Below are 25,893 nucleotides of genomic sequence, written 5' to 3'. Positions count from 1 at the left end.
CAGCCGGGTCTAGTTCGTCGAGGCTTTTTCGAATGCATCCAGGATTGGTTGCAGCCGTTCGCGCTTCAGTTTCAGGGCCGCCTGGTTGACCACCAGCCGCGATGAGATATCCATGATGTGTTCAACTTCGACCAGGTTATTGGCGCGCAAAGTGCCGCCGGTGCTAACCAGGTCGACAATCGCATCGGCCAGCCCGACCAGTGGCGCCAGTTCCATCGAACCGTACAATTTGATCAGGTCGACGTGCATGCCTTTGGCCGCGAAGTGTTCGCGCGCGGTCAGCAGGTATTTGGTGGCAACCCGCAACCGTGCGCCCTGGCGAATCGCGCTGGCGTAGTCGAAGCCGGCCGAGACCGCCACCGACATGCGGCATTTTGCGATTTCCAGGTCGATCGGTTGATACAAGCCCTCGCCGCCATGTTCCAGCAGCACATCCTTGCCGGCCACGCCGAAATCGGCGGCGCCGTATTGCACGTAGGTCGGCACGTCGGAAGCACGCACGATGATCACGTTCACTTGCGGATCGTTAGTCGGCAAGATCAGCTTGCGCGAAGTTTCCGGATCTTCGGTGACCTCGATGCCGGCTGCCTTCAGCAACGGCAAGGTTTCTTCAAAGATGCGGCCTTTGGACAAGGCCAGGGTTAACTTCTGGCTCATTTGATTCTTTCGATATTCGCGCCGACCGCCGACAACTTGCGTTCCATCTGGTCGTAACCGCGATCCAGATGATAAACACGCTCGATCAGGGTTTCGCCCTGCGCCACCAGACCGGCGATCACCAGCGAAGCCGAGGCGCGCAAGTCGGTCGCCATGACCGGTGCGCCGACCAGCTTGTCGACGCCTTTGATAATGGCGGTATTGCCCTGCACATCGATGGCAGCGCCAAGGCGATTCATTTCCTGCACGTGCATGAAGCGATTTTCAAAGATCGTTTCAGTGACATGGCTGGTGCCTTCGGCAATGCTGTTCATGGCCATGAACTGCGCTTGCATGTCGGTCGGGAAGCCCGGGTATTCGGTAGTGCGGAAACTGACTGCCTTAGGCCGCGCCGCCATCTGCACCCGAATCCAGTCTTCACCGGAAGTCAGGATCACGCCCGCTTCACGCAATTTATCGAGCACGGCATCGAGGATGTGGCTGCGGGTGTTCTTCAACATGACGTCGCCGCCGGTTGCCGCTACCGCGCACAGGAAGGTGCCGGTCTCGATACGATCCGCAATCACGGCATGTTCGGCGCCGTGCAACTTGTCCACGCCTTGAATCGTCAGGCGATCGGTACCGATGCCGTCGATCTTCGCGCCCATCGCCACCAGCAGGTTAGCCAGATCGGTGACTTCGGGTTCGCGTGCAGCGTTTTCCAGCACGGTCTCGCCGTCGGCCAGGGTCGCTGCCATCAGCAGGTTTTCGGTGCCGGTGACGGTGATCATGTCGGTAACGACGCGCGTACCCTTCAGTTTCTTGGCCTTGGCATGGATGTAGCCGGCTTCGATCGAAATCTCCGCGCCCATCGCTTGCAAGCCTTTGATGTGCTGGTCGACCGGGCGCGAACCGATGCCGCAACCGCCCGGCAACGACACGCGCGCTTCGCCAAAGCGGGCCAGCAACGGGCCCAGCACCAGGATCGATGCGCGCATGGTTTTCACCATTTCGTACGGCGCTTCCAGATTGGTGATGGCGTCGCCTTGCAACGTCACGAAATGGCCGTCCTGGGTCGCCTTCAATCCCATCTGGCGCAGCAGTTTCAATATGGTCGACACATCGTGCAGGTTGGGCACGTTGCTCAGATGCAGCTGGTCCGAGCTCAGCAAACCGGCGCACAGGATAGGCAGCGCCGCATTTTTTGCGCCGGAAATGGTGATATCGCCGGAAAGGCGGTTACCGCCTTGTATCAATAATTTATCCATTATTACTTCTCGCTGAAATTTATTAGTTGCATCTTGCAGCGTGGGCAAAAAAACTTGCCCACCCTACTTCTAGTTATTGTCTTGAAATTCTTCTGGTGTCAGCGTCTTCATCGACAGTGCATGAATCTCTTCGCGCATACGATCGCCCAGCGCAGCGTAGACGATCTGATGACGCTGTATCGGGCGCTTGCCGGCAAACGCCGCCGACACGATCACCGCCTTGAAATGCTGACCGTCGCCCTCGACTTCCAGATGTGAACATTCAAGGCCGGCGGCGATATAACTTTTAACGAGATCGGGTGTAGGGAACATGATATTTTTTACCGGCTAACTGAACAAATGGAAACGAACGGAAACGTAATGGCTTGGCTAATCTTGGTCAATGGCGCAGCTTGTAGCCGCGTTTCAGCATCTGCACCGCCAAAGTCGACAACAGCGCCAGCGAGATGCAGATGACCGCCAGGCTGATCAGCGGATTGATATCCGACTGGCCGAAGAAGCCATAGCGGAAACCATCGATCATATAAAAAAACGGATTCAAATGCGACACGGCTTGCCAAAATGGCGGCAATGACTTAATCGAATAAAACACGCCGGCGAGAAAGGTCAGCGGCATGATCAGGAAATTCTGGAACACCGCCAGCTGATCGAACTTGTCCGCCCAGATGCCGGCGATCAACCCCATGGTGCCAAGCAGCGCTGCGCCAAGGAAGGCAAAAATCACAATCCACCATGGCGCCACAAAGGACAGATTGCCAAACCAGGCCGTGATCACGAATACGCCGAAACCGACCGCAACGCCACGCACCACCGAGGCCAGCACATAGCCGCCATACCATTCCCAGTGCGACAACGGCGGCAACAGGACAAACACCAGATTGCCGGTCATTTTCGACTGTGTCAACGATGACGAGGTATTGGCGAAGGCATTTTGCAACACACTCATCATGACCAGGCCGGGAATCAGGAACGCCGTGTACTGCACGCCCGGATAAACTTCGACGTGATCTTTCAGCGTGTGGCCGAAAATCAGCAGGTACAGCAAGGCGGTCAGGATCGGCGCGCCGACGGTTTGCGTCGCGACTTTCCAGAAGCGCAGCACTTCCTTGTAAAACAGCGTTTGGAAACCAACCATCATTTGACACCGCCTGCGTTGTATTCGTCTGCGTAGACGTTGAAACCGTTGGCGCTGACCTTGCTATCCATGATCTGCAGGAATACATCCTCCAGGTCAGCCTGTTGCAGCTGCATGTCTTCAATCACGGCGCCGGACTGGCGCAGGGAGGCGAGGATCGGTTCGACATCGCCATATTCATTGACGCGCAAAGCGAACTTGCCGCCGTCTGCATGCAGCACCAGGTGTTGCAAAGCCGGCGGCAGGCTGCCACCGGACAACTGGATCAGCAACTGCGAACCGGCAATCCGTTTGATCAGCGCGGAGGTGGTATCGAGCGCCACCACCTGCCCCAGCTTGAGCATGGCGATGCGGTTGCACTGTTCCTGCGCTTCTTCCAGATAATGCGTGGTCAGGACCACGGTGTGGCCTTCGCGGTTCAGACGTGAAATAAAGCGCCATAAAGTCTGGCGCAGTTCGACGTCGACCCCGGCGGTCGGCTCATCCAGCACGATCACCGGCGGCTTGTGCACCAGCGCTTGCGCTACCAGTACGCGCCGCTTCATGCCGCCCGACAGCGCGCGCATATTGGTATCGGCCTTGTTGGTCAGGTCGAGGTTTTCCATCACCTCGTCGATCCATTTGTCGTTATTCTTCAGGCCGTAATAGCCAGACTGCATGCGCAAGGTTTCGCGCACCGTGAAAAACGGATCAAACACCAGCTCTTGCGGCACTACGCCAAGATTGCGGCGCGCAGCGCGATAGTCGCTGACGACATCGTGGCCGTGGATCGTGACGTTGCCGGAATCCGGCCGATTGAGGCCGGCAATGATCGAAATCAGGGTGGTTTTACCGGCGCCGTTAGGGCCTAGCAAACCGAAGAACTCGCCTTCTTCGATGGTCAGGGAAACGCCGCCCAGCGCCTGCAAAGACTGGTAACGTTTCTTGACGTTGGTGATTTGAATGGCCGCCATGGTGCCTTGCTAAATATTGTTCAATTGGGGACGCCGCAACAATGTTGACGATTCGTTGACGATTCTGCTGCCGATTCCGTCTCTGAAGCCATCCTGGATCCAGATAAGTGGCGTAACCCTTGATTATATTGGATTTTTGCTGCGAGGGCCGGGCGACAACGACAAACCCGGCATACCAAGAAGGAGGGGAGAGGTAAAGCTCAATGATGCAGTGTACTGGCGGCAACAATCACCGTCGCAGGTGACAACAATTCGGTCACGCCATACAGGTCGATCAGGCTTTCCAGATTGGCGGGCAAACTGGAAAAATGCAGGGCCAGCCCTTGATTCAGGGCGGCACATTGCCATGCCAGCAAAGTAGCAACGGCGGCCGAATCGACCGCCACCACTTCACTCAGGTCAATCTCGGTCTCGCCCCCGGCGATCGCGCGCAAGCCCTCTTCCAGAGTGACTTTGGCGTTACCGACGGTAAGCGAGTGAGAAGGTCTGAACATGATATTCAATCAACAGATTATTTGAGGCCGCGAGCAGCGCGCTGCTTGTTCTTGTCCGCCAGCACCTTGATCAAGCCATCGATACCGGTTCTGCCGATTTCAGAGGCAAACGTACCCTTGTATGATTCAACGAGCCAAGCCCCCAACACGTTGACATCATAAATTTTCCAGCTTGTACCAGCTTTTTCCATGCGGTAATTCAGCTGGATCGGCTCGCCGCGCGGCTGGATCACCTGGGAACGCACTTCGACGTCGCTATCGGCCGGATCGCCGCGCATCGGCTTGAAATCGATCTTCTGGTCGCGTACCTGCGACAGGGCACCGGAATAGGTATAGATCAGCAAGCTGCGGAACTGGGTGATCAGTTGTTTCTTCTGGTCATCAGTTGCATCACGCCAATAACGGCCGGCTGCCAGCGAAGTCATGCGCTCAAAGTCGACATACGGGATGATCTTTTCCTCGACCAGCGTCAGGATGCGTTGCTGATTGCCGCTCTGGATGTTTTTGTCGTTCTTGGCAGTATCCAGCACGTCTTGGCTGATACGCTTGACCAGCGCGTCAGGTGCTTCTTGCGCCTGTGCCGCTGCGGTGAATAACAGGCTGCCGACAGTCAACGACAGCGCCAGGTATTTTTTAAAAATTTTCATATATGTTTTAACAATCTTAGTAAGTAGTTGTTAGAAGATGAGAGGACGCTCAGACGCGTTATATATCGGTCCTAAGACGGCAATTTCAAGCGTCGGTTCCAACCGGCGCCCACAATCCACTCCTCAATCGTCAAGCGTTATTCATCGGTCGACTTGGTCTTGGCTGGCTTATCTGCCTTGTTCCCGGTGTCGTTGTCGTCAGCGTTGCCGCGGATCTGGCTTTGACGGCGCTGTGTATACGCATCGCGCATGAACTCATACTTGTCCAGGGCCGCCTCTTCCAGCAGATCGCCGGCATCCAGCAGATTTGCGCGTTTGTCGATCAAACGTACCACGGAACCGGTATTGCGCCAGCGCACCGGATATTTGTATGACCATATGTCGCCATACATATCCACCGGCAACGCTGCAGCATCACGAATATTCGATGGCCCGAACAGCGGCAGCACCAGATAAGGGCCGGAGCCGACGCCCCACTTGCCCAGGGTCTGACCGAAATCCTTGTTGTGCTTCTGCAAACCCGCTTCCGAACTGATATCCAGCAAACCGCCCAGGCCGAGCGTCGAGTTAACCGCAACCCGCATCACGTCCGATGTACCGTCTGCAACATTTCCTTGCAAGAAGCCGTTAACCGAACTCCAGACATCACCCAGGTTACCGAAGAAATTGTTGACCCCGGTCTGGACAAAGCTCGGCAGCCAGGAACGGTAAGCGGTAGCCACTGGTTTCAGAGCAACCTTGTCAAGTGTATCGTTAAAGCTGAACATGGCACGGTTAAAGCCCTCCAGCGGGTCTTGCGGATTGCTTGCGGTGGCACAGCCGGCCAGCGTTGCAACCAGGGCCAGCGAGCCCAGACGGTTCATGATTCTCATTGTTCTGTATCCTTTACATCTGCAGCTTTGCTGTACAAGAACTGGCTGATCAGGTTCTCCAGCACAATTGCAGATTGTGTTAATTTAATACGGTCGCCGGCAGCCAGGTTCTTGGTGGCGCCGCCTGGTTCGATACCGATATATTGCTCGCCCAGCAAGCCTGCGGTCAGGATCTTAGCCGAACTGTCTTCTGGAAACTGGTAACGCTGGTCCAGATTCAAGGTCACCACCGCCTGGAAATTCTTGTCGTCGAAATTAATCGCAGCCACCCGCCCGACCACTACTCCGGCGCTTCTGACCGAAGCGCGCACTTTCAAACCGCCGATATTGTCGAATTTAGTCAATACCGGATAAGTCTTGTTGAACGTAGAGCTGCTCAGGTTACCGGCTTTCAGCGCCAGAAAACCCAAAGCCAGTATCCCGACCAACACAAATATGCCTACCCATACGTCTACGGTTTTTTGTTGCATGATTCATCACCTTAAAAATACCACTTGAGGCGAATAATCCCCAAGAAAATAGTAACGAGAAGTAAAGCGCTCCGCGAAAGCGCACCGCGATCGCGCGCTGCTACAGACTACTTTGAGCGCAAATAATCAACGCGACTGATCAACGCAGCTAATCAACGCAGTCAATCAACGCAGCTAATCAATTAAACATCAAAGCTGTCAGCAGGAAGTCCAGCGCCAATACCGCCAGCGAGGAAATCACCACGGTGCGCGTAGTTGCCCTGGAAACACCTTCCGGTGTCGGCATTGCTTCATATCCTTGCCATACTGCGACAAAAGTCGCTGCGACGCCAAATACAATACTTTTCAAGACGCCATTAGCGATATCTTGCCAAACATCCACCCCGCCCTGCATTTGCGACCAGAACGCGCCTTCATCGACGCCGATCAGCCTGACCCCGACCAGGTAGCCGCCGAATATGCCCAGCGCGCTGAACAAGGCCGCCAGCATCGGCATTGCCACCACACCGGCCCAGAAACGCGGCGCCACCACCCTTTGCATAGGGTCGACCGCCATCATTTCCATTGCCGATAATTGCTCACCCGCTTTCATCAAGCCGATTTCCGCAGTCAGGGAAGTACCGGCGCGGCCGGCGAACAGCAGCGCCGTTACTACCGGTCCCAGCTCACGTACCAGCGACAGCGCCACCAGCAAACCCAGCGCCTGTTCGGAACCATATTTATTGAGCGTGTAATACCCCTGCAGACCCAACACGAAGCCGACAAACAATCCCGATACGCCAATAATGATCAGCGAGTAATTACCGATGAAATGGATCTGGTCGGTAATCAGCCGGGGGCGCCGCCAGAGGCTGGTAGAGGCGCGCAAGATCGCAAAAAACATCCGCGCGGCCGCACCCAGGCCGGTAATCGACTCGCGCAAGGTACGCCCCGTTGCGGCAAGAGAATTGGTTACAAATTTAGTTGCAGCATCCAGCATATCAAGCATTAAACGCGCCCCTTCAATCCCAGATCCTCGGACAACGATTTGCCAGGATAGTGGAATGGCACCGGACCGTCCGGTTCAGCGTTGACGAATTGTTTCACGTACGGATGAGTCGATGCCAACATCTCAGCCGGTGTGCCTTGCGCCACGATTTGCCCTTGCGACAGGAAATACACATAGTCGGCAATGCCAAACGATTCATGGACGTCATGCGACACCAGGATACTGGTCGAACCAAGCGCATCGTTGAGCTTGCGGATCAGGTTGGCCGTCACACCCATGGAAATCGGATCCAGGCCGGCGAACGGTTCGTCATACATGATCAGCGACGGATCCAGGGCTATCGCGCGCGCCAGCGCTACCCGCCTTGCCATGCCGCCGGAAATCTCGGATGGCTTCAATTGCGCCGCATTGCGCAGGCCAACCGCGTTCAATTTCAGCAGCACCAGCGTGTTTAACAAATCTGGCGACAAATCGGTATGTTCGCGCAACGGGAAGGCGACGTTTTCAAATGCGGTCAGGTCGGTAAACAAAGCGCCGCTCTGAAACAGCATGCCCATCTTGCGCCTCAGCGCATACAAAGCTGAAGTTGACAGTGCATGCACCGTTTCGCCGTCGACCTTGACACTACCTGCCTGCGGCCGCAACTGGCCGCCGATCAGCCGCAATATAGTGGTCTTGCCGGAGCCGGAGCCGCCCATGACGGCGATCACCTTGCCACGTGCAAAGTCCATGTTGAGACCCGATAAAATCGACCTCTCACCATAGCCAAATTGCAGATCACGAATCTCGACGATATTTGCCACACTGCTCACCGAATAAATCAAAGGGGGTATTGTAGTGCAAATGCGACAATCGTTCAGAGCCCGCCAATAGTAGACAAACTGATATGTGCCGCTATTACAACAATTTGGCTATTGCCTGAATGCATGTGCAAAACGGCCGGCGCAGAAAAAAGAGCACGCCCGCGTTGCCACTGACATGCTCTTTCTCCGGATGTTGCAAAACCGCTGGTGAAACGCGGTTGATATTGCAGTTTATCGCAGCTGATTTACTAGCGCGGCAAAACCGACGCCCCCATCAGGAATTCATCGACTGCGCGCGCGCATTGACGGCCTTCGCGGATCGCCCATACCACCAGCGACTGGCCGCGACGCATGTCGCCAGCTGCAAACACTTTATCGACCGAAGTCTGGTAGCAGCCGTCACCGTCGGTAGTGGCCTTGGCATTGCCGCGCGCATCCTTGTCGACGCCAAACGCCTCCAGCACCTGCGCCACCGGCGAGACGAAGCCCATGGCCAGGAACACCAGGTCAGCCTTCATTTCGAATTCCGAATTCGGCACTTCCTGCATCTTGCCGTCTTTCCACTCGACGCGGGCTGCAATCAACTTCTCGACTTTGCCGTTCTTGCCTTCCAGGCGCTTGGTTGCCACTGCCCAGTCACGGTCGCAACCTTCTTCATGCGAAGACGAGGTGCGCAACTTGGTTGGCCAGTACGGCCATACCAGCGGCTTGTTTTCCAGTTCCGGCGGTTGCGGCATCAGCTCGAACTGCTGGATCGATACCGCGCCCTGGCGATTGGAAGTGCCGACGCAATCGGAACCGGTATCGCCGCCGCCGATCACCACCACGTGCTTGCCGCCAGCCAGGATCTGATCCTTGACCTTGTCGCCGGCGTTGACCTTGTTTTGCTGCGGCAGGAAATCCATGGCGAAATGCACGCCCTTCAGTTCGCGCCCTGGCACCGGCAAATCGCGCGGCTGCTCAGCGCCGCCGGCAATCACTACAGCGTCAAATTCCGCCTTCAGCTCGTCTGGAGAAATGGTTTTCTTGGCCCAGTTGTTCACGTTCGACGGGAAATCCTTGCCGACCAGAACACCGGTGCGGAAAGTCACGCCTTCTGCTTCCATCTGCTCGACACGACGATCAATGTGCGATTTTTCCATCTTGAAATCAGGAATACCGTAACGCAGCAAGCCGCCGATCCGATCGCTCTTTTCAAACACGGTAACGTCATGGCCGATACGCGCCAACTGTTGCGCCGCCGCCAGACCTGCAGGCCCGGAGCCTACCACCGCAATTTTTTTACCGGTTTTGACCAATGGCGGTTGCGGCACGATCCAGCCGTTTTCCCAGCCCTTGTCGACGATGAAATGCTCGATCGACTTGATGCCGACCGGGTCGCTGTTGATGCCCAGGGTGCACGCGCTTTCGCATGGCGCAGGGCAGATGCGGCCGGTAAACTCCGGGAAATTGTTGGTCGAGTGCAGAGTCTCCAGCGCCTCGTGATAAGCACCGCGATACACCAGGTCATTCCAGTCAGGAATGATGTTATTCACCGGGCAGCCGTTGTTGCAGAATGGAATACCGCAATCCATGCAACGCGCGCCCTGAGTCTTGGCTTCGCTATCGCTCAGACTCAGGATGAATTCCTTGTAATGCTTCTTACGTGCCAGCGGCGCTTCATACGTTTCGCCGACCCGTTGAAACTCCATAAACCCTGTTACTTTTCCCATTTTTCACTCACATTTGGCTACAGGATGCACCGCGACCTTGCATTCCAGGTCGGCGGTGGTCCTTATCGTTACTTGGCTTGAACGTAATCCATCGATTACGCGGCGACTTTTTCCTTGGCTGGCGTGGCGTTGCGGGCCGCATTCAACTCGCTCAGTGCCCGCTTGTATTCAGTCGGGAACACCTTGACAAATTTACTGCGCGAAGCAACCCAGTTATCCAGCAAGTTGCGAGCGCGCGTGCTGCCGGTGTACTTGAAGTGACGCTCGATCAAACCTTTCAAGATCGCTTCGTCAGCCTGTACTTCGCCGCCGCGCACGGTGCTATGCCAGATCGCTTTATCGATCGTGGCTTCTTGCTCGCCTTGGCTCAATACCGATTCCAGCGTCACCATCGCCATGTTGCATTGCGCAGCAAATGTGCCGTCCGGATCGTAGACATAAGCAATGCCGCCAGACATGCCGGCGCCAAAGTTACGGCCGGTGTCGCCCAGCACCACCACTGTACCGCCGGTCATGTATTCGCAACCATGGTCGCCGGTGCCTTCAACCACCGCAATCGCACCTGAGTTACGCACCGCGAAGCGCTCGCCGGCGACGCCGTTGAGGAAAGCCTCGCCTGCAATCGCACCGTACAGCACTGTATTGCCAGCGATGATGTTGTCGACCGCACGACCACGGAACTCAGTGTTCGGACGCACGATAATGCGGCCGCCGGACAATCCCTTGCCGACGTAGTCATTACCCTCGCCAACCAGATCCAGTGTCACGCCATGCGCCAGGAACGCGCCTGCCGACTGGCCTGCGGTACCTTGCAACTGAATATGGATAGTGTCGTCGGGCAGGCCCTCATGACCGTATTTCTTCGCGACTTCGCCTGACAGCATGGCACCGACGGTACGGTTCAGATTCTTGATCGGCGAGATGAACGAGACGCGCTCGCCCTTGTCCAGCGCGGCCTTGGCTTGCGTGATCAATTTGTGATCGAGCGCTTTGTCCAGGCCGTGATCCTGCTCTTCGGTGTGGTAATACACGCCGCCTTCAGGCAATGCCGGCTGATAGAAAATACGGCTGAAATCCAGGCCTTGTGCTTTCCAGTGGGTGATCGCCCGCGATTTGTCCAGCAAATCAGCACGGCCGATCAGTTCATTGAAACTGCGGATACCCAGCGAAGCCATGATCTGGCGCACTTCTTCGGCAATGAAGAAGAAGAAGTTGACCACGTGCTCCGGTTTGCCGGAGAACTTGGCGCGCAGCACAGGATCTTGCGTTGCAACGCCGACCGGGCAAGTATTCAGATGGCATTTGCGCATCATGATGCAGCCTTCAACCACCAGCGGTGCGGTAGCAAAACCGAACTCGTCCGCGCCCAGCAAAGCACCGATCACAACGTCGCGGCCAGTCTTCATCTGACCGTCGGCCTGAACCCGGATGCGGTTACGCAAACCGTTCAGTACCAGCGTTTGCTGGGTTTCCGCCAGGCCCAATTCCCAAGGGGAACCGGCATGCTTGATCGACGACAAAGGCGAAGCGCCGGTGCCACCGTCATGGCCTGCGATCACCACGTGATCCGACTTGGCTTTTGCCACACCGGCAGCCACGGTGCCGACACCGACTTCGGACACCAGCTTGACCGAGATCGAAGCGCGTGGATTGACGTTTTTCAGATCGTGAATCAGCTGCGCCAAATCTTCGATCGAATAAATATCATGATGCGGCGGCGGCGAAATCAGGCCGACGCCAGGCACCGAGAAACGCAGCTTGGCGATGTACTCGGACACCTTGTGACCTGGCAACTGACCACCCTCGCCCGGCTTCGCGCCCTGTGCCATCTTGATCTGGATCTGGTCAGCGGAGATCAGGTATTCCGCAGTCACGCCGAAACGCCCGGACGCCACCTGCTTGATGCGGGAGCGCAGCGAATCGCCGGCTTGCAGCGGGATATCGACTTCAATGCGGTCTTTACCGATCACCGACGCCAGGGTTTCGCCTTGCTTGATCGGGATGCCCTTCAATTCCTGGCGATAGCGGTTCTCGTCCTCGCCGCCTTCGCCGGTGTTGGACTTGCCGCCGATGCGGTTCATCGCCACTGCCAGCGTGGCATGCGCCTCAGTCGAAATCGAACCGAGCGACATCGCACCGGTAGCAAAACGCTTGACGATTTCCTTGGCCGGTTCAACTTCATCCAGCGGAATCGCCTTGCTTGGATCGATCTTGAACTCAAACAAACCGCGCAAGGTCATGTGACGCTTGGACTGATCGTTGATCAGCTGCGCGTACTCTTTATAGCTGTTGAAATTATTGGCACGGGTCGAGTGCTGCAGCTTGGCAATCGCGTCCGGTGTCCACATGTGTTCTTCACCGCGGACACGGAATGCATATTCGCCGCCGGCGTCGAGCGCATTGGCCAGCACCGGATCGTCGCTGAACGCAGCGCGATGCAGGCGCAAGGCTTCTTCCGCCACTTCAAACACGCCGATGCCTTCGACATTCGATGAAGTGCCCTTGAAGTATTTCTGGGTCATGCTCTTGTTAAGGCCGATCGCTTCGAAAATCTGCGCGCCGCAATACGACATGTAGGTCGAAATACCCATCTTCGACATGACTTTCAGCAAGCCCTTGCCGATCGCCTTCTGGAAGTTGTAGATCGCTTTTTCCGGCGACAACGCGCCCGGCAAGCCATGCGCCAGTTCGGTCAAGGTATCCATCGCCAGGTAAGGATGGATGGCTTCGGCGCCGTAACCGGCCAGCAATGCAAAGTGATGTGTCTCGCGCGCCGAACCGGTTTCGACTACCAGGCCGGTTGAAGTGCGCAGACCCTTGCTCACCAGATGCTGGTGAATCGCGGAAGTAGCCAGCAATGCCGGGATCGCCACTTGCTCGGCATCGACCTTACGGTCCGATACGATCAGGATGTTGTGGCCGGATTTGACAGCATCAACCGCCTTGGCGCACAGCGATGCCAGGCGCGCTTCGATGCCTTCCTTGCCCCAGGCAACCGGATAGCAGATGTTCAGTTCATACGACTTGAACTTGCCGCCGGTATGCGCGCCGATGTTGCGCAATTTGGCGATATCGTCGTAATTCAGAATCGGCTGCGTGACTTCCAGGCGCATCGGTGGATTGATGTTGTTTGTATCCAGCACGTTCGGCTTCGGTCCGATGAAGGACACCAGCGACATCACCATCGCTTCGCGAATCGGATCGATTGGCGGATTGGTGACTTGCGCGAACAGTTGCTTGAAATAGTGATACAGCGTCTTGTTCTTGCTGGACATGACCGCCAGCGGCGAGTCGTTACCCATCGAGCCGATCGCTTCTTCAGCAGCGGCCGCCATCGGCGACATCAGGAACTTGATGTCTTCCTGGGTGTAGCCGAACAGTTGCTGGCGATCCAGCAGCGGAATGGTCGAACCCGATTCAAAAGGTTCCGCTTTCAGCTCATCCAGCTTGACCCGCACCGATTCAATCCATTGCTTGTATGGTTTGGCGTTGGCGAAGGTATCTTTCAATTCCTTGTCATCGATGATGCGGCCAGCGTCGAGGTCGATCAGGAACATCTTGCCCGGTTGCAGACGCCATTTCTGGATGATCTTGGATTCCGGGATCGGCAATACGCCGGATTCGGACGCCATCACCACGAAGTCGTCGTCGGTGACGATATAACGCGCCGGACGCAAACCGTTGCGATCCAGCGTGCCGCCGATATGACGGCCATCGGTAAACGCCATCGCTGCAGGGCCATCCCATGGCTCCATCATCGCAGCGTGGTATTCGTAGAAGGCGCGACGGTTGTCATCCATGGTCGTGTGGTTTTCCCACGCTTCCGGAATCATCATCATCATCGCTTGCGCAATCGGATAACCAGCCATCAGCAACAGTTCGAGCGCGTTATCGAAACAGGCGGTATCGGACTGGCCTTCATAGATCAGCGGGAACAATTTTTTCAGATCGTCGCCCAGCACAGCCGACTTCATCACGCCTTCACGTGCACGCATCCAGTTGAAATTGCCTTTAACGGTGTTGATCTCACCGTTATGCGCCAGCAGGCGATACGGGTGAGCCAGCGGCCATTCAGGGAAGGTGTTGGTGGAGAAGCGTTGATGCACCAGCGCCAGCGCCGACAGGCAGCGCGGATCTTGCAGATCCTTGTAATACACGCCAACCTGGTCCGCCAGCAGCAAGCCCTTGTAGACCACGGTACGCGCCGACATCGACGGCACGAAGAATTCCTTGCCATGCAACAGGTTCAGTGCCTGGATCGCGTGGCCGGACGATTTACGGATCACATATAACTTACGCTCGAGCGCATCGGTCACCATGATATCCGGGCCGCGGCCGATAAAGATCTGGCGGATCACCGGCTCCTTGTCGCGCACAGTCGGCGACATCGGCATCTCGATATCCACCGGCACATCGCGCCATCCCAGCACGACCTGGCCTTCAGCCAGCACCGCGCGTTCGATTTCCTGTTCGCAAGCGATACGGGAAGCGTTCTCTTTAGGCAAGAACACCATACCGACGCCAAACTCACCCGGTGGCGGCAAGGTCACACCCAGCTTCGCCATTTCTTCGCGATAAAACTGGTCCGGCACCTGAATCAGAATCCCGGCGCCGTCGCCCATCAGTTTATCCGCACCGACCGCACCCCGATGATCCAGATTCTTCAGGATCAGCAAACCCTGCTCAATAATCGAGTGGCTCTTCTTGCCTTTGATATGGGCGATAAAACCGACGCCGCAGGCATCGTGCTCATTAGCCGGATCGTATAAACCTTGCGCTTGCATAACGTTGCTCCACCACTTTGAGAGTAAGGACATTAAGAATAGTGCAGACCGCCCCAGACTTCAATCACAATAAATGGGGTCAGAGTCAAATTAAATAGATCAATTTTTGCACCAAAATTAAATAGGGACAGAGTCAATTTAGTGCATTTGATGCCGTTCATGCCTTACCTATTATTTTTTATTTGCGCTCTGGCGGCTGATCTGCGGTCTCGGGCTGCGCCTTGAATGGCCGCCCACGTTTGCCCGGCCGCACTCTGAGATTGCCCTGCTTCTCGAGATTTGATTTGAATTTTTCCGAGCCCAGCGCCCAACCCTTGTTGGTAGCATCCATCAGCTGGCGCGCCTGGTCGGATGTAAGTGCTTGCTCTGCCATTTGTTTATAAGCTGCCTCACGATCGAACGGCGTATTGCCCAACGCCCAATACAATGCGTGATCCACAACCAAAGGATCGGCCTTCACGCCGACATGGTGCAAATAACTCGACCACGGGTATTCGCCAGGCGTCGCCACAATGCCGCCGCGCACCGGATTCTGGTCGATGTAGCAACTACACAACATGAAATAGCGCTCAGAATCTATCACCGTAGCCCTGTAGCGTCCTTGCCACAAAGTCCCGACCCGCTCATATTTCTGATTGAAATAAGGCACGTAGAAACGCCCTACCCACTGCATCATTTTCGCCAAACCTTCTGTATCGGAAGGCGTGGCGAGCAGATGTATGTGATTACTCATCAGTACATATGCATGGATGGAAACTTTGTATTGCTTGGCGGCATCGCGCAAGCGGCCAAGAAAATTCACATAGTCTTCCGTCTCGCGAAAGATTGCCTGGCGGTCGACGCCACGCTGGATCAAGTGATGCGGCTGATTGGGAATGACGAGTCGGGGCTGGCGGGCCATGGCAAAAAGGGATCGATGGATAGAGCTGCTATTTTACCGATTAATTCGACTCTGACCCCAATTGTTTTAATTGCATCGATTAATTTGACTCTGACCCTAATTGTTTGGGCTTTAGGGCTTCTGCTTGCAGGATCTGGCTTAGGGCGTTGAAGGCTGGGGAGCTGTAGTCTTGGCGGCGGATCAGGTAGGTGGTGACTTTGCCGGCGGGGCCGATGGAGTTGATTGCGAGGCTGTCCGTGGTGTTGTGCAATTCCAGTACGGATCGGGGGGCCAGGGCTATGCCGGCGCCGGCGGCGACGCAGGCTAGCATGGCGTGGTAGGAGCCGAGTTCGAGGATGCGGTCTGGACGGCGGCCGGGGACACTGCCGGATGCTAACCAGTTTTCGGCGTGGCGGCGGTAGGCGCAGCCGTGTTCGAAGGCTATCAGGGTGCGGCTTTGTATGTCGTCGGGGCTGTTTATCGGCGGGTGGCTGCGGGCGGCTAGCACTACCAGCTCTTCGGCATAGAGCGGTAGCATGTCAAAGAGCGGATCTTCCAGCGGGCCGGCTACCAGAGCGGCGTCTAAGGTAAACGCGCGGACCCGGTCGATTAGTTGCTGGGTGGGGCCGGTGCTGAGCTCAAGTTGCACCGCCGGCCATTCTTGATGGAAACGGGCCAGCGGTATCGGCAAGCGGCTGGCGGCGGTGCTTTCCATCGAGCCGATGCGCAGGCGCCCTTGCGGGACTGCGGGTTGCACCGCTTCGCGTGCTTCGCCGGCCAGATTCAATAGACGTTCGGCGTAGCCGAGCAGGGTTTCACCGGCGGGTGTCAGCACCATGCGCTTGTGGTCGCGTGAAAACAGCGGCACGCCTAGCGAGGCTTCAAGCTGGCGTATGCGCGTCGTCACGCTTGATTGCACCCGGTGCAATTGCTCCGCGGCACGGGTAATGCCGCCTTCGCGGACCACGGTACGGAAAATTTCCAGAGATAACAAATCCATAATTCATCTCAATCAAAGATGTATAACATTTTTATTATTCATTTTTCAGAATGATTCTGTCAAGGTAGCATACGTAATACGGCCAGAGAATATCCGATCATGGCTGCCACACAACCGCCACACAATTATCAGGAGCATCAGCATGTCCGACATCGACAAAGGCGCAACAGCATTCACGACAGCGCTCGGCATCCGTTATCCGATCGTGCAAGGACCGATGAATGGCGGTTCGCCGATTGAACTGGTGACTGCTGTCAGCAATGCCGGGGGCTTGGGTTCGTTTGCGGCTGCCCTGCTTCCACCGGCGGCGATCATCGAAGCCGTGGAAAAAATCCGCAGCCTGACTTCACAACCGTTCAACGTCAATCTATTCATCCTGCAGCCGATCCAGCCAAGCACAGCCGAACTCGATGCCGCGCAGGCGCGCTTGCTGCCGTTCCGCACCGCACTCGGTCTCGGTCCGGCGACAACGCCGCAGAAATTCAGCGAAACCTTCCAGGATCAATTGGCTGCCTTGCTGGAAGCAGCGCCTCCGGTTGTCAGCTTCACCTTCGGCATACTCGATGCCGCAACGGTGGCGCAATTCCAACGCAAGGGTTGCAAGGTCATCGGCACGGCAACCAATGTCGCCGAAGCGCGAGCCTGGGAACAAGCAGGCGCCGATTTCATCTGCGTCCAAGGCGGTGAAGCCGGCGGCCATCGGGCGACATTTATCGGCGATATCGAACAATCCTGCATCGGCTTGATGACATTGATTCCACAAGTGGCTGCCGCAGTCAAAGTACCGGTGATCGCTGCCGGCGGCATCATGGATGGCCGCGGTATCGCCGCCGCCATGCTGCTGGGCGCGCAGGCAGCGCAACTGGGCACAGCCTTCCTGGCGAGCCCGGAATCGGGCATAGCGCCGGCCTGGCGGGAACAGCTGGCTAGCGCCGCAGACGACAGCACGCGCCTGACCCGCAGCTTTTCAGGCAGATACGCACGCGGCATCGTCAATCCGTACATGGAGCAGATGCGGCCGCACGAAAGCGCGGTGCCGGCTTATCCGATTCAAAATGCGCTGAGCGCGGAAATCCGCCAGACCGCTGCTAAACTGGGTCGATCGGAATTCATGTCGTTGTGGGCTGGTCAAGGCGTGGCGATGACGCGGCCCCTACCTGCGGCGCAGCTGGTGGCAACCCTGGCATCGGAGCTGCAAGCTGTCGGCAACCACCAGCATCAGAGAGAAATGACTTGAGCAAAAATCAGCAAAGCACAGCCGCCATGAATGAAGCGAAAGCCGATCCCGACCGCGAAGCCTGGCGCGTAGCATTGGCCGGATTACTGGCGTTGGCCGTCGCGATGGGCATCGGCCGCTTCGCTTTCACGCCGCTGTTGCCGATGATGCTGCATGACGGCGTGATAGATCTGGCGGCCGGTGGCTGGCTGGCGACCGCCAATTATGCCGGCTATCTGCTCGGCGCCCTGCTGTGCATGGTGCTGCATGTCAGCCCCACCCGCGCCATCAAGATCGGCTTGGTTGCAACCGTCCTGCTGACGCTGGGAATGGGTGTATGGCATTCGCCGATGCTGTGGCTGCTGTTGCGCACACTGGCAGGTATTGCCAGCGCCGGGGTGTTTGTATTCGGGTCCGGCTGGTGCCTGCAACGCCTGGCGCAATTGAAGGCGTCAGCGCTGGGCGGCATCATTTATTGCGGCCCGGGGATCGGCATTCTCATCACCGGGCTGGCGACCAGCGCGATGGTGACGCAGCATTGGCGGGCCGAACACGGCTGGCTGTTGTACGGGCTGCTGGCATTGATACTGACGGCGCTGGTATGGCCGACCTTCTCGGGATCGACTGCTGCAACAGCCACACCGGCACCGGCGGCACATGGCCTGGAACCAGCGCAAGTCACGCGCCAGACCCGTGGCCTGACCTTGGCGTATGCGTTGGCCGGCTTCGGCTACATCATCACCGCGACCTTCCTGCCTGTGATCGCACGGCAGGCCTTGCCTGGTTCGAACTGGCCGGATTTATTCTGGCCCTTGTTCGGTATATGCGTCTCGATCGGGGCCTTGCTGGCAACCAGATTACCAACCCACTGGGATAACCGGCTGTTGCTGGCCGCCTGTTATCTGCTGCAAGCATGCGGCATCCTGATCGGCATAGTCGCGCCCAGCGTGACTGGCTTTGCGCTCGGCAGCATCTTGCTCGGCATGCCGTTTACCGCGATCACTTTATTCGCAATGCGCGATGCCCGCCGTCTGCGCGGCGATCACGCGCGGAGCTTGATGGGGATGCTGACTGCCGCGTACGGCGTCGGACAAATCATCGGACCGCCGCTGGCGACGCGCCTGGTGCGAAGCAGCGGCAGTTTCACCTCGTCACTGAGCGTGGCGGCACTGGCGCTGCTGGCAGGCGCCGTGTTATTGACTGCGATGTATAGACACAGCCGCAAACAAGCAGGCAACGTCCCGATCAGCGGAACGCCGGCTCGCTGAAACTGCGCAGCTTGCGGCTGTGCAGCTGCTCGACACCTTGATTGCGCAACAATTCCAGCGCCTTGATGCCAATCTTCAAATGCTGGTTAACCCGCTGCTCGTAAAAACGATTGGCCATCCCAGGCAATTTGATTTCACCATGTAACGGTTTGTCCGACACGCACAGCAGCGTGCCGTATGGAACCCGGAAACGGAAACCGTTGGCGGCCACCGTGGCGCTTTCCATATCCAGCGCAATCGCACGGCTTTGATTAAAGCGCAACAGCGGCTTGCGATGATCGCGCAACTCCCAGTTGCGATCGTCGATAGACGCCACCGTACCGGTACGCATGATGCGCTTCAATTCATAACCTTCCAGCTGAGTGATGGCAGCCACCGCATCCTGCAACGCCAGTTGCACCTCGGCCAGCGCCGGCACCGGCACCCACAGCGGCAAGTCGTCATCGAGCACATGATCGTCGCGCACATAGGCGTGCGCCAGTACGTAATCGCCCATCCGCTGCGATGTCGACAAACCGGCGCAATGGCCCAGCATGATCCAGCCGTGCGGGCGCAATACCGCAACGTGATCGGTAATGGTTTTGGCATTCGACGGGCCGACGCCGATATTGATCAGCGTGATACCGGAACCGTCGGCGCGTTGCAAATGATAGGCCGGCATTTGCGGCTGGCGCGCCGGCGCGATGCCAGTGAGTGCGCGATCGGAAGGCAGATCGTCGAGGTTGGCATTCCAGGTCGTCAAATCGCCCGGCTCGACAAATGCCGTGTATTGCTGACGGTAAGCGCGCTGCTCCGGATCGCTGGTGGCTTGCATCAGCTCGCGTCCCATGCGGATAAACTCATCGACATAAAACGCATAGTTGGTAAACAACACATAGCGCTGAAAACGGTCCGGTGAAGTCGCCGTGTAATGCTTCAGCCTGTGCAGCGAATAATCGATACGCGGCGCTGTAAACAAAGCCAGCGGATGCGGATCGCCCGGCATTTCCTCATAAGTGCCGTTGACGATGCGGTCATCCATGGTCGCCAGGTTCGGCAGGTCGAACACATCCGGCAAAGTCCGCAAATGATCGGGATCCAGATTACCTTCGACATGGATCCCTTCGGGGAAGGCAAAGTGCACCGGAATCGGCATGTCGCTGACACCGACTTCCAACGGCACATCGTGGTTATCGCGCAGTAGCTTGAACTGGCTGACCAGATAGTTTGTGTAGAGCGACGGCCGGGTCAGCGTAGTTTCATAGACACCAGGGCCGGACACGAAACCGAAGGACTGACGGGTATCGGAACGGGTGTTGAATTCGGTCGTAACGCGTACAAACGGATAGCAGGCGCGTATCCGTTCCGGCATTACTTCGCCATTCGAAAAGCGTTTGAAAGCGTCCCGCAATAACGCGGTGTGATGCTCATAAATCTCTTGCACGCGCGCGACAGCGGCGTGGGGATCGGTGAATTGCTCAGTCGGGAACATTGAATCTCCGTAGCGATATCTGTACGTCAAGCCGATTGGCGTCACGGTCCGGACAGTTTTATCCGGACCTTACAGTTCAATTCTAACGGGATTGGCGCGAGCGTGGGGTGAGAGTGCAGATACGAGTGAAGATACGAGAGAGATTCGAAAGCCAGGGCAAGTACGGTATTACAGTACAAGATTACTTCAGCAAATCGTATTTACCGCCCTTTTCGATCGCACGCTGATATGCCGGCCGTGCATGGATCCGTTGTAAAAAGGCGAACAGGTTCGGCCGGCTGGCGTCCAGGCCGCCGCGCGATTGCGAAGCTTCCAGCGGGAAGCTCATCTGGATATCGGCGGCGCTGAATTCTTCGCCGGCAAACCAGGTCGATTTACCCAGCTCGCCTTCCATGAAATCGAGATGCGTCTTGAGTTGCGGATCGATGTAGTTGCGCTGCACGCCGTTCGCAATCGAACGCGCCAGGGGCCGCAGAAGAGCCGGCATCGGCGGCCGCCCCAGGCGTCCGAAGATCAGCTTCATCAGCAGCGGCGGCATGGCCGAACCTTCGGCATAATGCTGCCAGTAAGTGTAGCGCAGACGATCCTTGCTGCCCGCCGCCGGAATCAGGCGACCGTTGCCATATTGTTGCACCAGGTACTCGATAATCGCGCCCGATTCGGCAATCGTATTGTCGCCATCTGTGATGACCGGCGATTTCCCCAGGGGATGAACCGCTTTCAGCGAAGGCGGCGCCAACATGGTTTTCGGATCGCGTTGATACAGTTTGATCTCATAATCCAGCCCCAGTTCTTCGAGCAGCCACAGTACGCGTTGTGAACGGGAGTTGTTGAGATGATGAACAATGATCATGGTCGGTCGGTCCGGTCAAGTAAATGAGGAAACACAAGGAGAAAATACATTCCCCTAGCGTAACCGATTTATCCGGAATGATCCCGTTTTACTATACCTGGGCTGGATTCAGCAAACTCTGGCAAGTGGTCCGCTGCGCATCTGCCGCCGGCAATTTGCCGCACACAGCATCCAGTTGCAGCCGCAAACGCCCTAGCACCGCCTGATGCTTGCCGTCGCCATTCCAGGTATTGAGTTTTTTCCCCAAGCGCTCCAGCACCGAACGATTACGTTCGTAGAATGCATTCTGGGTGCTGCCCAGCTCCTGCAATACGCCATGCGCGACCTTTTCTATGCGGCTTTCGTCCTGCGGCGCCAGCTCCAGCAAGCCAGACAAATACGCCGCGCCCCATTGCAGGCGTGTCGCCGGTCCCTGTGCTGCCTGGTAGGCTTGTTCATACCAGTTGATGGCGCCGGCTTTGTCGCCACGTTTCTTGGCATTCGAGGCCAGGCTAAGCATGAAATAGTATGGCGCATGCGAACGTTTCAGCTCCGCCTTGAGTAAACGGTCCGAATCATCCAGCAAGCCGGCATCGCTCAAGGCATGCGCGCCGGTATTGATCACCGATTGCCGCTCATAGGCATCGGTGGTTGCGCTATCGGCTTGGGCCACGCGTTGCCGCACGTCTTTGAGCAAGGCCGGCGCCAGCGCGCCGTCCGGGATATCGATGCGTGCCAGCGTTACTTGTGCCGCCAAGGCCGATAAGCGATCAGTCTTGGATAGCGTGTTATCGCCGGACAGACGCTGCATGGCGAGACCCCAGGCGGCGATCAGCTTTGCGCGGGCCTGCGTTTTCGGCAGCGTAGCCGATACCACCAGCTCGGCAGGATAGTTGGCAAATATGTCCATATTCTCACGTGCCGTATGGACATCGCTCACCGCCTTCGTCAATTGCGCTGCCGCTGCCGTTTTGTCAACGCTAGCGGCTTCACCCGGCTTAGCGGTAGCTGCAGCTAACAATGCGCTCAAGGCCAGGCGATTGGCGGTATCGCCAGGCGGGCAGTTTGCGGCCAACCGCTTCAGCGTGGACGATAACTCCTTACTGCCGACCAGCTGCTGCTCATCGGTATCCCAAGAGTAGTACGCCAGCAAACGCCACTCGTCCGCAGTCAACTTGCCGCCGGCGAGAGCTGCCTGCAAGGTTTGCCTGACCGGACGATTGGCGCTGATGCCGAGTGTCAGCGTCTGCAAGTAGCGGTCGGCGTCGACTTCGCCTGGCAAACGGGTGATTTCGGTACCGTCGGGCTTGAACAGGATCATGGTCGGGTAGCCGCGTACCTTGAAACGCTCGCCAAGTTTTTGTGCGCCGGCGCTGTCGCCATCAATATGCACCGGCACGAAGAAACGCGAGCGTTCGATAAAACCTTGCCGGTTAAAAATCGTGGCTTTGACTTGATTGCATGGCGGGCACCACGTCGCGCCCCAATACAGGAACAAAGGTTTGTTATGCGCTTTGGCAAAGGCGAAAGCGGCATCGACGTCGCCGTCATACCAATTGATGCCTTCCGCTGCTGCTGCAGTTGCAGTTGCCGGTTTCGATTCGGTAGCAGTCAAGGCCATAGCCGGCGCGGCGGCGCACAGCATTGCGGCAAACACCGCCGCGGTAGCGGATAAATTCTTCATCGTATACTCATCCATCATGCACACAGGTAAAGCCGCAACGGACCGGAGCCAGCTGCGGCCATGAAAATATCTTTTACGAACCAAAGTGATAATTGAATTCCAGCCAACCCTGACGACCATAGGGATTGTAGTTACCCACGGGATAATACGGCCAACCGGCGGTATTGTCTTGCTTCACGGAATTAAACACATTATTGACGATCAGCGACACTGATGCTCGCGGGTTGATCTGGTAACTGGCGCTCAGGTTGACCAATGCGAACGGTGAAATGCGGCGGGTCTGGTCGGCGCTGGGCAAACTGCCGTAACGCGTGACTTGCACTGTGCTGGTCCATTTGTTGCGCAGCCAGGTAACGCTGGCATTGACCTTTGAACCCCAGTCAGGATTTGTCAGCGAATTCAATTCATCTGAATCCGGGTCGGCGGCAAACTGCTTGTAGTGATGGCTGAGCACCTTGGTGTAATTCGCCTTCAGCAGGAAATCGCCGGCACCACCAGCCTTGATGCGCCATTTTCCGCTTACATCCAGGCCGCTGGTGCGTTCCGACGCAGCATTGATCGGATTGACCAGAATATTCTGGATAGCATTCGGATTGAAGATAGCATTGGCCGGGTTACGCTGCACCCGCGCCAGCGCATCGACGCAGATCGGCGAATTGATGTCCAGCTGCCCGGCACGGCAATTGGCTTCATTGTGCAGGATAGTGTCCGGATCGAGATTGGTGACCAGGTTATCGATCTGGATACGCCAGAAATCGGCCGATACGTCGAAGTTGGAACTTGGCGACCACACCACACCGTAGCTCCAGGATTTGCCGTTCTCGGATTTCAGGTCCTTGCTGCCGGTCTGAATGTAATTCGCACCCGGTGAATAGTTGTTGAATTCACAGCCTGCCAGCGGCTGCCCTGCCTGCGCGCAGCGGTAGTAATCGGTAGTCGATGAATAGTAGCCGCGGGTGGTCGACGAATAGATATAGTTCATGTCCGGCGCGCGGAAACTGGTTGCGTAGTTACCGCGAAACAGCAAGGTCTTGGCGGGACGGAATTCGAGCCCGGTGTTATAGGTGAATTTACCATCGTTGCGGCCGGCGAAGTTGTATTCGTCGTAGCGTCCGGCCACAGTCGCGACCAGCTGCTTGATGATCGGTATGTTCAGCTCTGTTCCCACGGCATAGCGTTGACGCGAGCCGCTGGCGCCGTTTGCAGCGGCCTGGTTGTAGAACACGCCTTGGTTGATTTGCGGGTCAGGTGTGTTGCTGAAACCTTGACTACCGAATTCAGTAATCGCAGCCAGGCGCACCGGCCCGGCCGGCAGATTGAACAGTTCACCGTTGGCGCTCAGGCTCAAGGTCTGGGTCCAGGATTTATCGCGGCTGATTGCGTCGCCGGTGATCGAATTGAACTGATCCGGGGTCAACGGCTGGTACAGTCTTTTCGGATCCGGCGCATAGATGGCGACGCCGTCGGCATCGTAGCCAAGGCGCGGGCCGAGGAAAAAACTGTCGACATTACTCAACAGCAAAGGTGTGGTCTTGCGGCTGGTATAAGCGGAGATGTTGTAAGCGGCTTCGTAGTTCCAGCTGTCGGTCGACGGAATATCGCCGCGCACGCCTACCGTCAGGTTGGCTGCGACGTCGTTCCATTTTCGGTTGTAACGCGTGGCTCCACCGATTTCTTCCGGAGAAATCCGACGTGACCAGCTTTCGTTGTTGCCGCTGTTCTGGTTGAAAAAATAGCTATTGCTGACTGCTTCAGAAGTCCAGTTAGGGCCGCGCGTATTGTTTTGCGTAGCGTTAAATCCCAGCATCAGATCGCTGAACAATTCGGTCTTGGCGTTCAACTGATAGCGCAAGCTGCCGAACAGATTTTCGCTTTCGTTCTGGGTCATTGTGGTCCAATAGGCCGGTTGCGCCTTGCCACTGCCGCAATACACGCCGGACTTTGACTTTACCCGGACCACGCTATCGTAGAACAGATTGCCGAGCTGGTCGCAGGTTGCAGCGCTTGGATCAATGTATTTCCCGCTGTCGACGTTTTTCCGTGAAAAAACGCGGGTCGGCGTGGTGCCGTCGGAAGACGCCGATGACATGAAGTCGCGCTGGCGGCTCCAGATAGGCTGGGTCCGACTTAGTTCTATACCGAAAAGCCCGCTCAGGTTTCCACTGCCGCCGCCGCCGGTGATTTGAATCCGCTGACTAGAGCCGCCACCGTCCCGGGTGCCGCCAGCCTTTACGTTGATATCGACGCCGCTGATCTGCTTTTTCGTAATGATATTGACCACGCCGGCAATCGCGTCCGATCCGTAGATGGCCGATGCACCGCTGTTCAATATCTCGATACGGTCCACCAGTCCCGATGGAATATTGGCCAGGTTGACGAAGTTGACCGAGCCGTCATAAGCCACCGGATAGTCGGCAATCCGCCTGCCGTTCAGCAGGATCAAGGTGTGATTCGGGCCGAGGCCACGCAAGCTGATGGTATTCGCTGCAGGAGTAAAAGTGTTGCCGAAGTCGGCGCCTTGCGTCATACCGGTATTCTGGGTCTGCGCGCTAAGGGCATCGTATACATTGCGGTAGCCTTGCTTTTCGATATCCTCGCTGGTGATCACGGTTACGCTGGTCGGTCCTTCCTTGCCGGCGCGGGGAATTCGGGAGCCGGTGACCAGTACTGGTTTGGTGTCGCTGGCGGCGGTGTTGTCGTCCGCTGATTGCGCGTACGCCGCTTGATAGAGATTTGGCGCTGCAATAGCGATCAACAACGCAGTCTGCGCTGGCAGGGTT

21 protein-coding genes are annotated in these 25,893 nt (G+C 56.9%); 2 read left to right on the top strand and 19 right to left on the bottom strand.

The annotated features are described in order from the left end of the window. Positions 1-9: 9 nt before the first annotated feature. The 15 genes from hisG to KHU29_RS08230 form a co-directional block, all read right to left on the bottom strand. The gene (hisG, locus tag KHU29_RS08300; RefSeq protein ID WP_211452333.1) at positions 10-657 is read right to left on the bottom strand and encodes an ATP phosphoribosyltransferase; all 648 of its coding nucleotides are present in this window, start codon (positions 655-657) and stop codon (positions 10-12) included. Then, complete coding sequence (murA, locus tag KHU29_RS08295; protein WP_211452332.1) at positions 654-1,904, bottom strand: UDP-N-acetylglucosamine 1-carboxyvinyltransferase; 1,251 nt, start codon at positions 1,902-1,904, stop codon at positions 654-656. The genes hisG and murA overlap by 4 nt, the downstream gene beginning before the upstream one ends. Positions 1,905-1,973: 69 nt before the next feature. Beyond that, positions 1,974-2,216, bottom strand: a complete 243-nt coding sequence (locus KHU29_RS08290; protein WP_211452331.1) for a BolA family protein — start codon at positions 2,214-2,216, stop codon at positions 1,974-1,976. Positions 2,217-2,283: 67 nt separating this feature from the next. After that, entirely contained in the window at positions 2,284-3,039 is a 756-nt protein-coding gene (locus tag KHU29_RS08285) for an ABC transporter permease (protein ID WP_211452373.1), read from the bottom strand. After that, on the bottom strand, positions 3,039-3,992 hold the full coding sequence (locus KHU29_RS08280) for an ABC transporter ATP-binding protein (protein ID WP_211452330.1): 954 nt from the start codon (positions 3,990-3,992) through the stop codon (positions 3,039-3,041). Before KHU29_RS08280 ends, KHU29_RS08285 begins: the two co-directional genes overlap by 1 nt. A gap of 200 nt (positions 3,993-4,192) precedes the next feature. After that, positions 4,193-4,486, bottom strand: a complete 294-nt coding sequence (locus KHU29_RS08275; protein WP_211452329.1) for an STAS domain-containing protein — start codon at positions 4,484-4,486, stop codon at positions 4,193-4,195. Between the two features lie 17 nt (positions 4,487-4,503). Next, positions 4,504-5,133, bottom strand: a complete 630-nt coding sequence (locus KHU29_RS08270; protein ID WP_211452328.1) for an MlaC/ttg2D family ABC transporter substrate-binding protein — start codon at positions 5,131-5,133, stop codon at positions 4,504-4,506. A gap of 137 nt (positions 5,134-5,270) precedes the next feature. After that, entirely contained in the window at positions 5,271-6,005 is a 735-nt protein-coding gene (locus KHU29_RS08265) for an MlaA family lipoprotein (protein ID WP_211452327.1), read from the bottom strand. Next, complete coding sequence (mlaD, locus tag KHU29_RS08260) at positions 6,002-6,475, bottom strand: outer membrane lipid asymmetry maintenance protein MlaD (RefSeq protein ID WP_211452326.1); 474 nt, start codon at positions 6,473-6,475, stop codon at positions 6,002-6,004. The genes KHU29_RS08265 and mlaD overlap by 4 nt, the downstream gene beginning before the upstream one ends. A gap of 178 nt (positions 6,476-6,653) precedes the next feature. Further along, a complete protein-coding gene (gene mlaE / locus KHU29_RS08255) occupies positions 6,654-7,454 on the bottom strand; it encodes a lipid asymmetry maintenance ABC transporter permease subunit MlaE (RefSeq protein ID WP_211452372.1) in 801 nt (266 codons plus the stop codon). A gap of 8 nt (positions 7,455-7,462) precedes the next feature. Next, positions 7,463-8,266, bottom strand: coding sequence for an ABC transporter ATP-binding protein (locus tag KHU29_RS08250; protein ID WP_211452325.1), 804 nt, complete (start codon positions 8,264-8,266; stop codon positions 7,463-7,465). Between the two features lie 248 nt (positions 8,267-8,514). Next, a complete protein-coding gene (locus KHU29_RS08245) occupies positions 8,515-9,978 on the bottom strand; it encodes a glutamate synthase subunit beta (RefSeq protein ID WP_211452324.1) in 1,464 nt (487 codons plus the stop codon). A gap of 95 nt (positions 9,979-10,073) precedes the next feature. Then, positions 10,074-14,762, bottom strand: a complete 4,689-nt coding sequence (locus KHU29_RS08240; RefSeq protein ID WP_211452323.1) for a glutamate synthase-related protein — start codon at positions 14,760-14,762, stop codon at positions 10,074-10,076. 178 nt (positions 14,763-14,940) lie between these two features. Beyond that, positions 14,941-15,663: a transposase gene (locus tag KHU29_RS08235; protein ID WP_211452322.1), complete on the bottom strand. Its 723-nt coding sequence runs from the start codon at positions 15,661-15,663 to the stop codon at positions 14,941-14,943. Between the two features lie 79 nt (positions 15,664-15,742). After that, a complete protein-coding gene (locus KHU29_RS08230; RefSeq protein ID WP_211452321.1) occupies positions 15,743-16,642 on the bottom strand; it encodes a LysR family transcriptional regulator in 900 nt (299 codons plus the stop codon). Positions 16,643-16,784: 142 nt separating this feature from the next. Here KHU29_RS08230 and KHU29_RS08225 point away from each other — a divergent pair, with 142 nt between their 5' ends. Both KHU29_RS08225 and KHU29_RS08220 read left to right on the top strand, forming a co-directional pair. Continuing rightward, entirely contained in the window at positions 16,785-17,879 is a 1,095-nt protein-coding gene (locus tag KHU29_RS08225; protein WP_211452320.1) for an NAD(P)H-dependent flavin oxidoreductase, read from the top strand. Positions 17,880-17,905: 26 nt separating this feature from the next. Then, positions 17,906-19,126, top strand: coding sequence for a YbfB/YjiJ family MFS transporter (locus tag KHU29_RS08220; RefSeq protein WP_211452319.1), 1,221 nt, complete (start codon positions 17,906-17,908; stop codon positions 19,124-19,126). Here the strand turns inward: KHU29_RS08220 and KHU29_RS08215 are convergent. From KHU29_RS08215 to KHU29_RS08200, 4 genes are all read right to left on the bottom strand, one after another. Then, positions 19,104-20,597 carry an AMP nucleosidase gene (locus KHU29_RS08215; protein ID WP_211452318.1) on the bottom strand — a complete coding sequence of 498 codons (1,494 nt, stop codon included), beginning with the start codon at positions 20,595-20,597 and terminating at the stop codon, positions 19,104-19,106. The genes KHU29_RS08220 and KHU29_RS08215 overlap by 23 nt on opposite strands. A 181-nt stretch (positions 20,598-20,778) precedes the next feature. Continuing rightward, positions 20,779-21,450 carry a glutathione S-transferase gene (locus tag KHU29_RS08210; protein WP_211452317.1) on the bottom strand — a complete coding sequence of 224 codons (672 nt, stop codon included), beginning with the start codon at positions 21,448-21,450 and terminating at the stop codon, positions 20,779-20,781. 91 nt (positions 21,451-21,541) lie between these two features. Continuing rightward, positions 21,542-23,113, bottom strand: a complete 1,572-nt coding sequence (locus KHU29_RS08205) for a thioredoxin family protein (protein WP_211452316.1) — start codon at positions 23,111-23,113, stop codon at positions 21,542-21,544. 73 nt (positions 23,114-23,186) lie between these two features. Beyond that, on the bottom strand, positions 23,187-25,871 hold the full coding sequence (locus KHU29_RS08200) for a TonB-dependent receptor domain-containing protein (RefSeq protein WP_246541688.1): 2,685 nt from the start codon (positions 25,869-25,871) through the stop codon (positions 23,187-23,189). Positions 25,872-25,893: the final 22 nt, after the last annotated feature.

The sequence above is a fragment of the Collimonas antrihumi genome (assembly GCF_018304965.1).
GTDB lineage: Bacteria > Pseudomonadota > Gammaproteobacteria > Burkholderiales > Burkholderiaceae_D > Collimonas > Collimonas antrihumi.
This window is presented reverse-complemented; position numbering and strand designations above follow the sequence as displayed.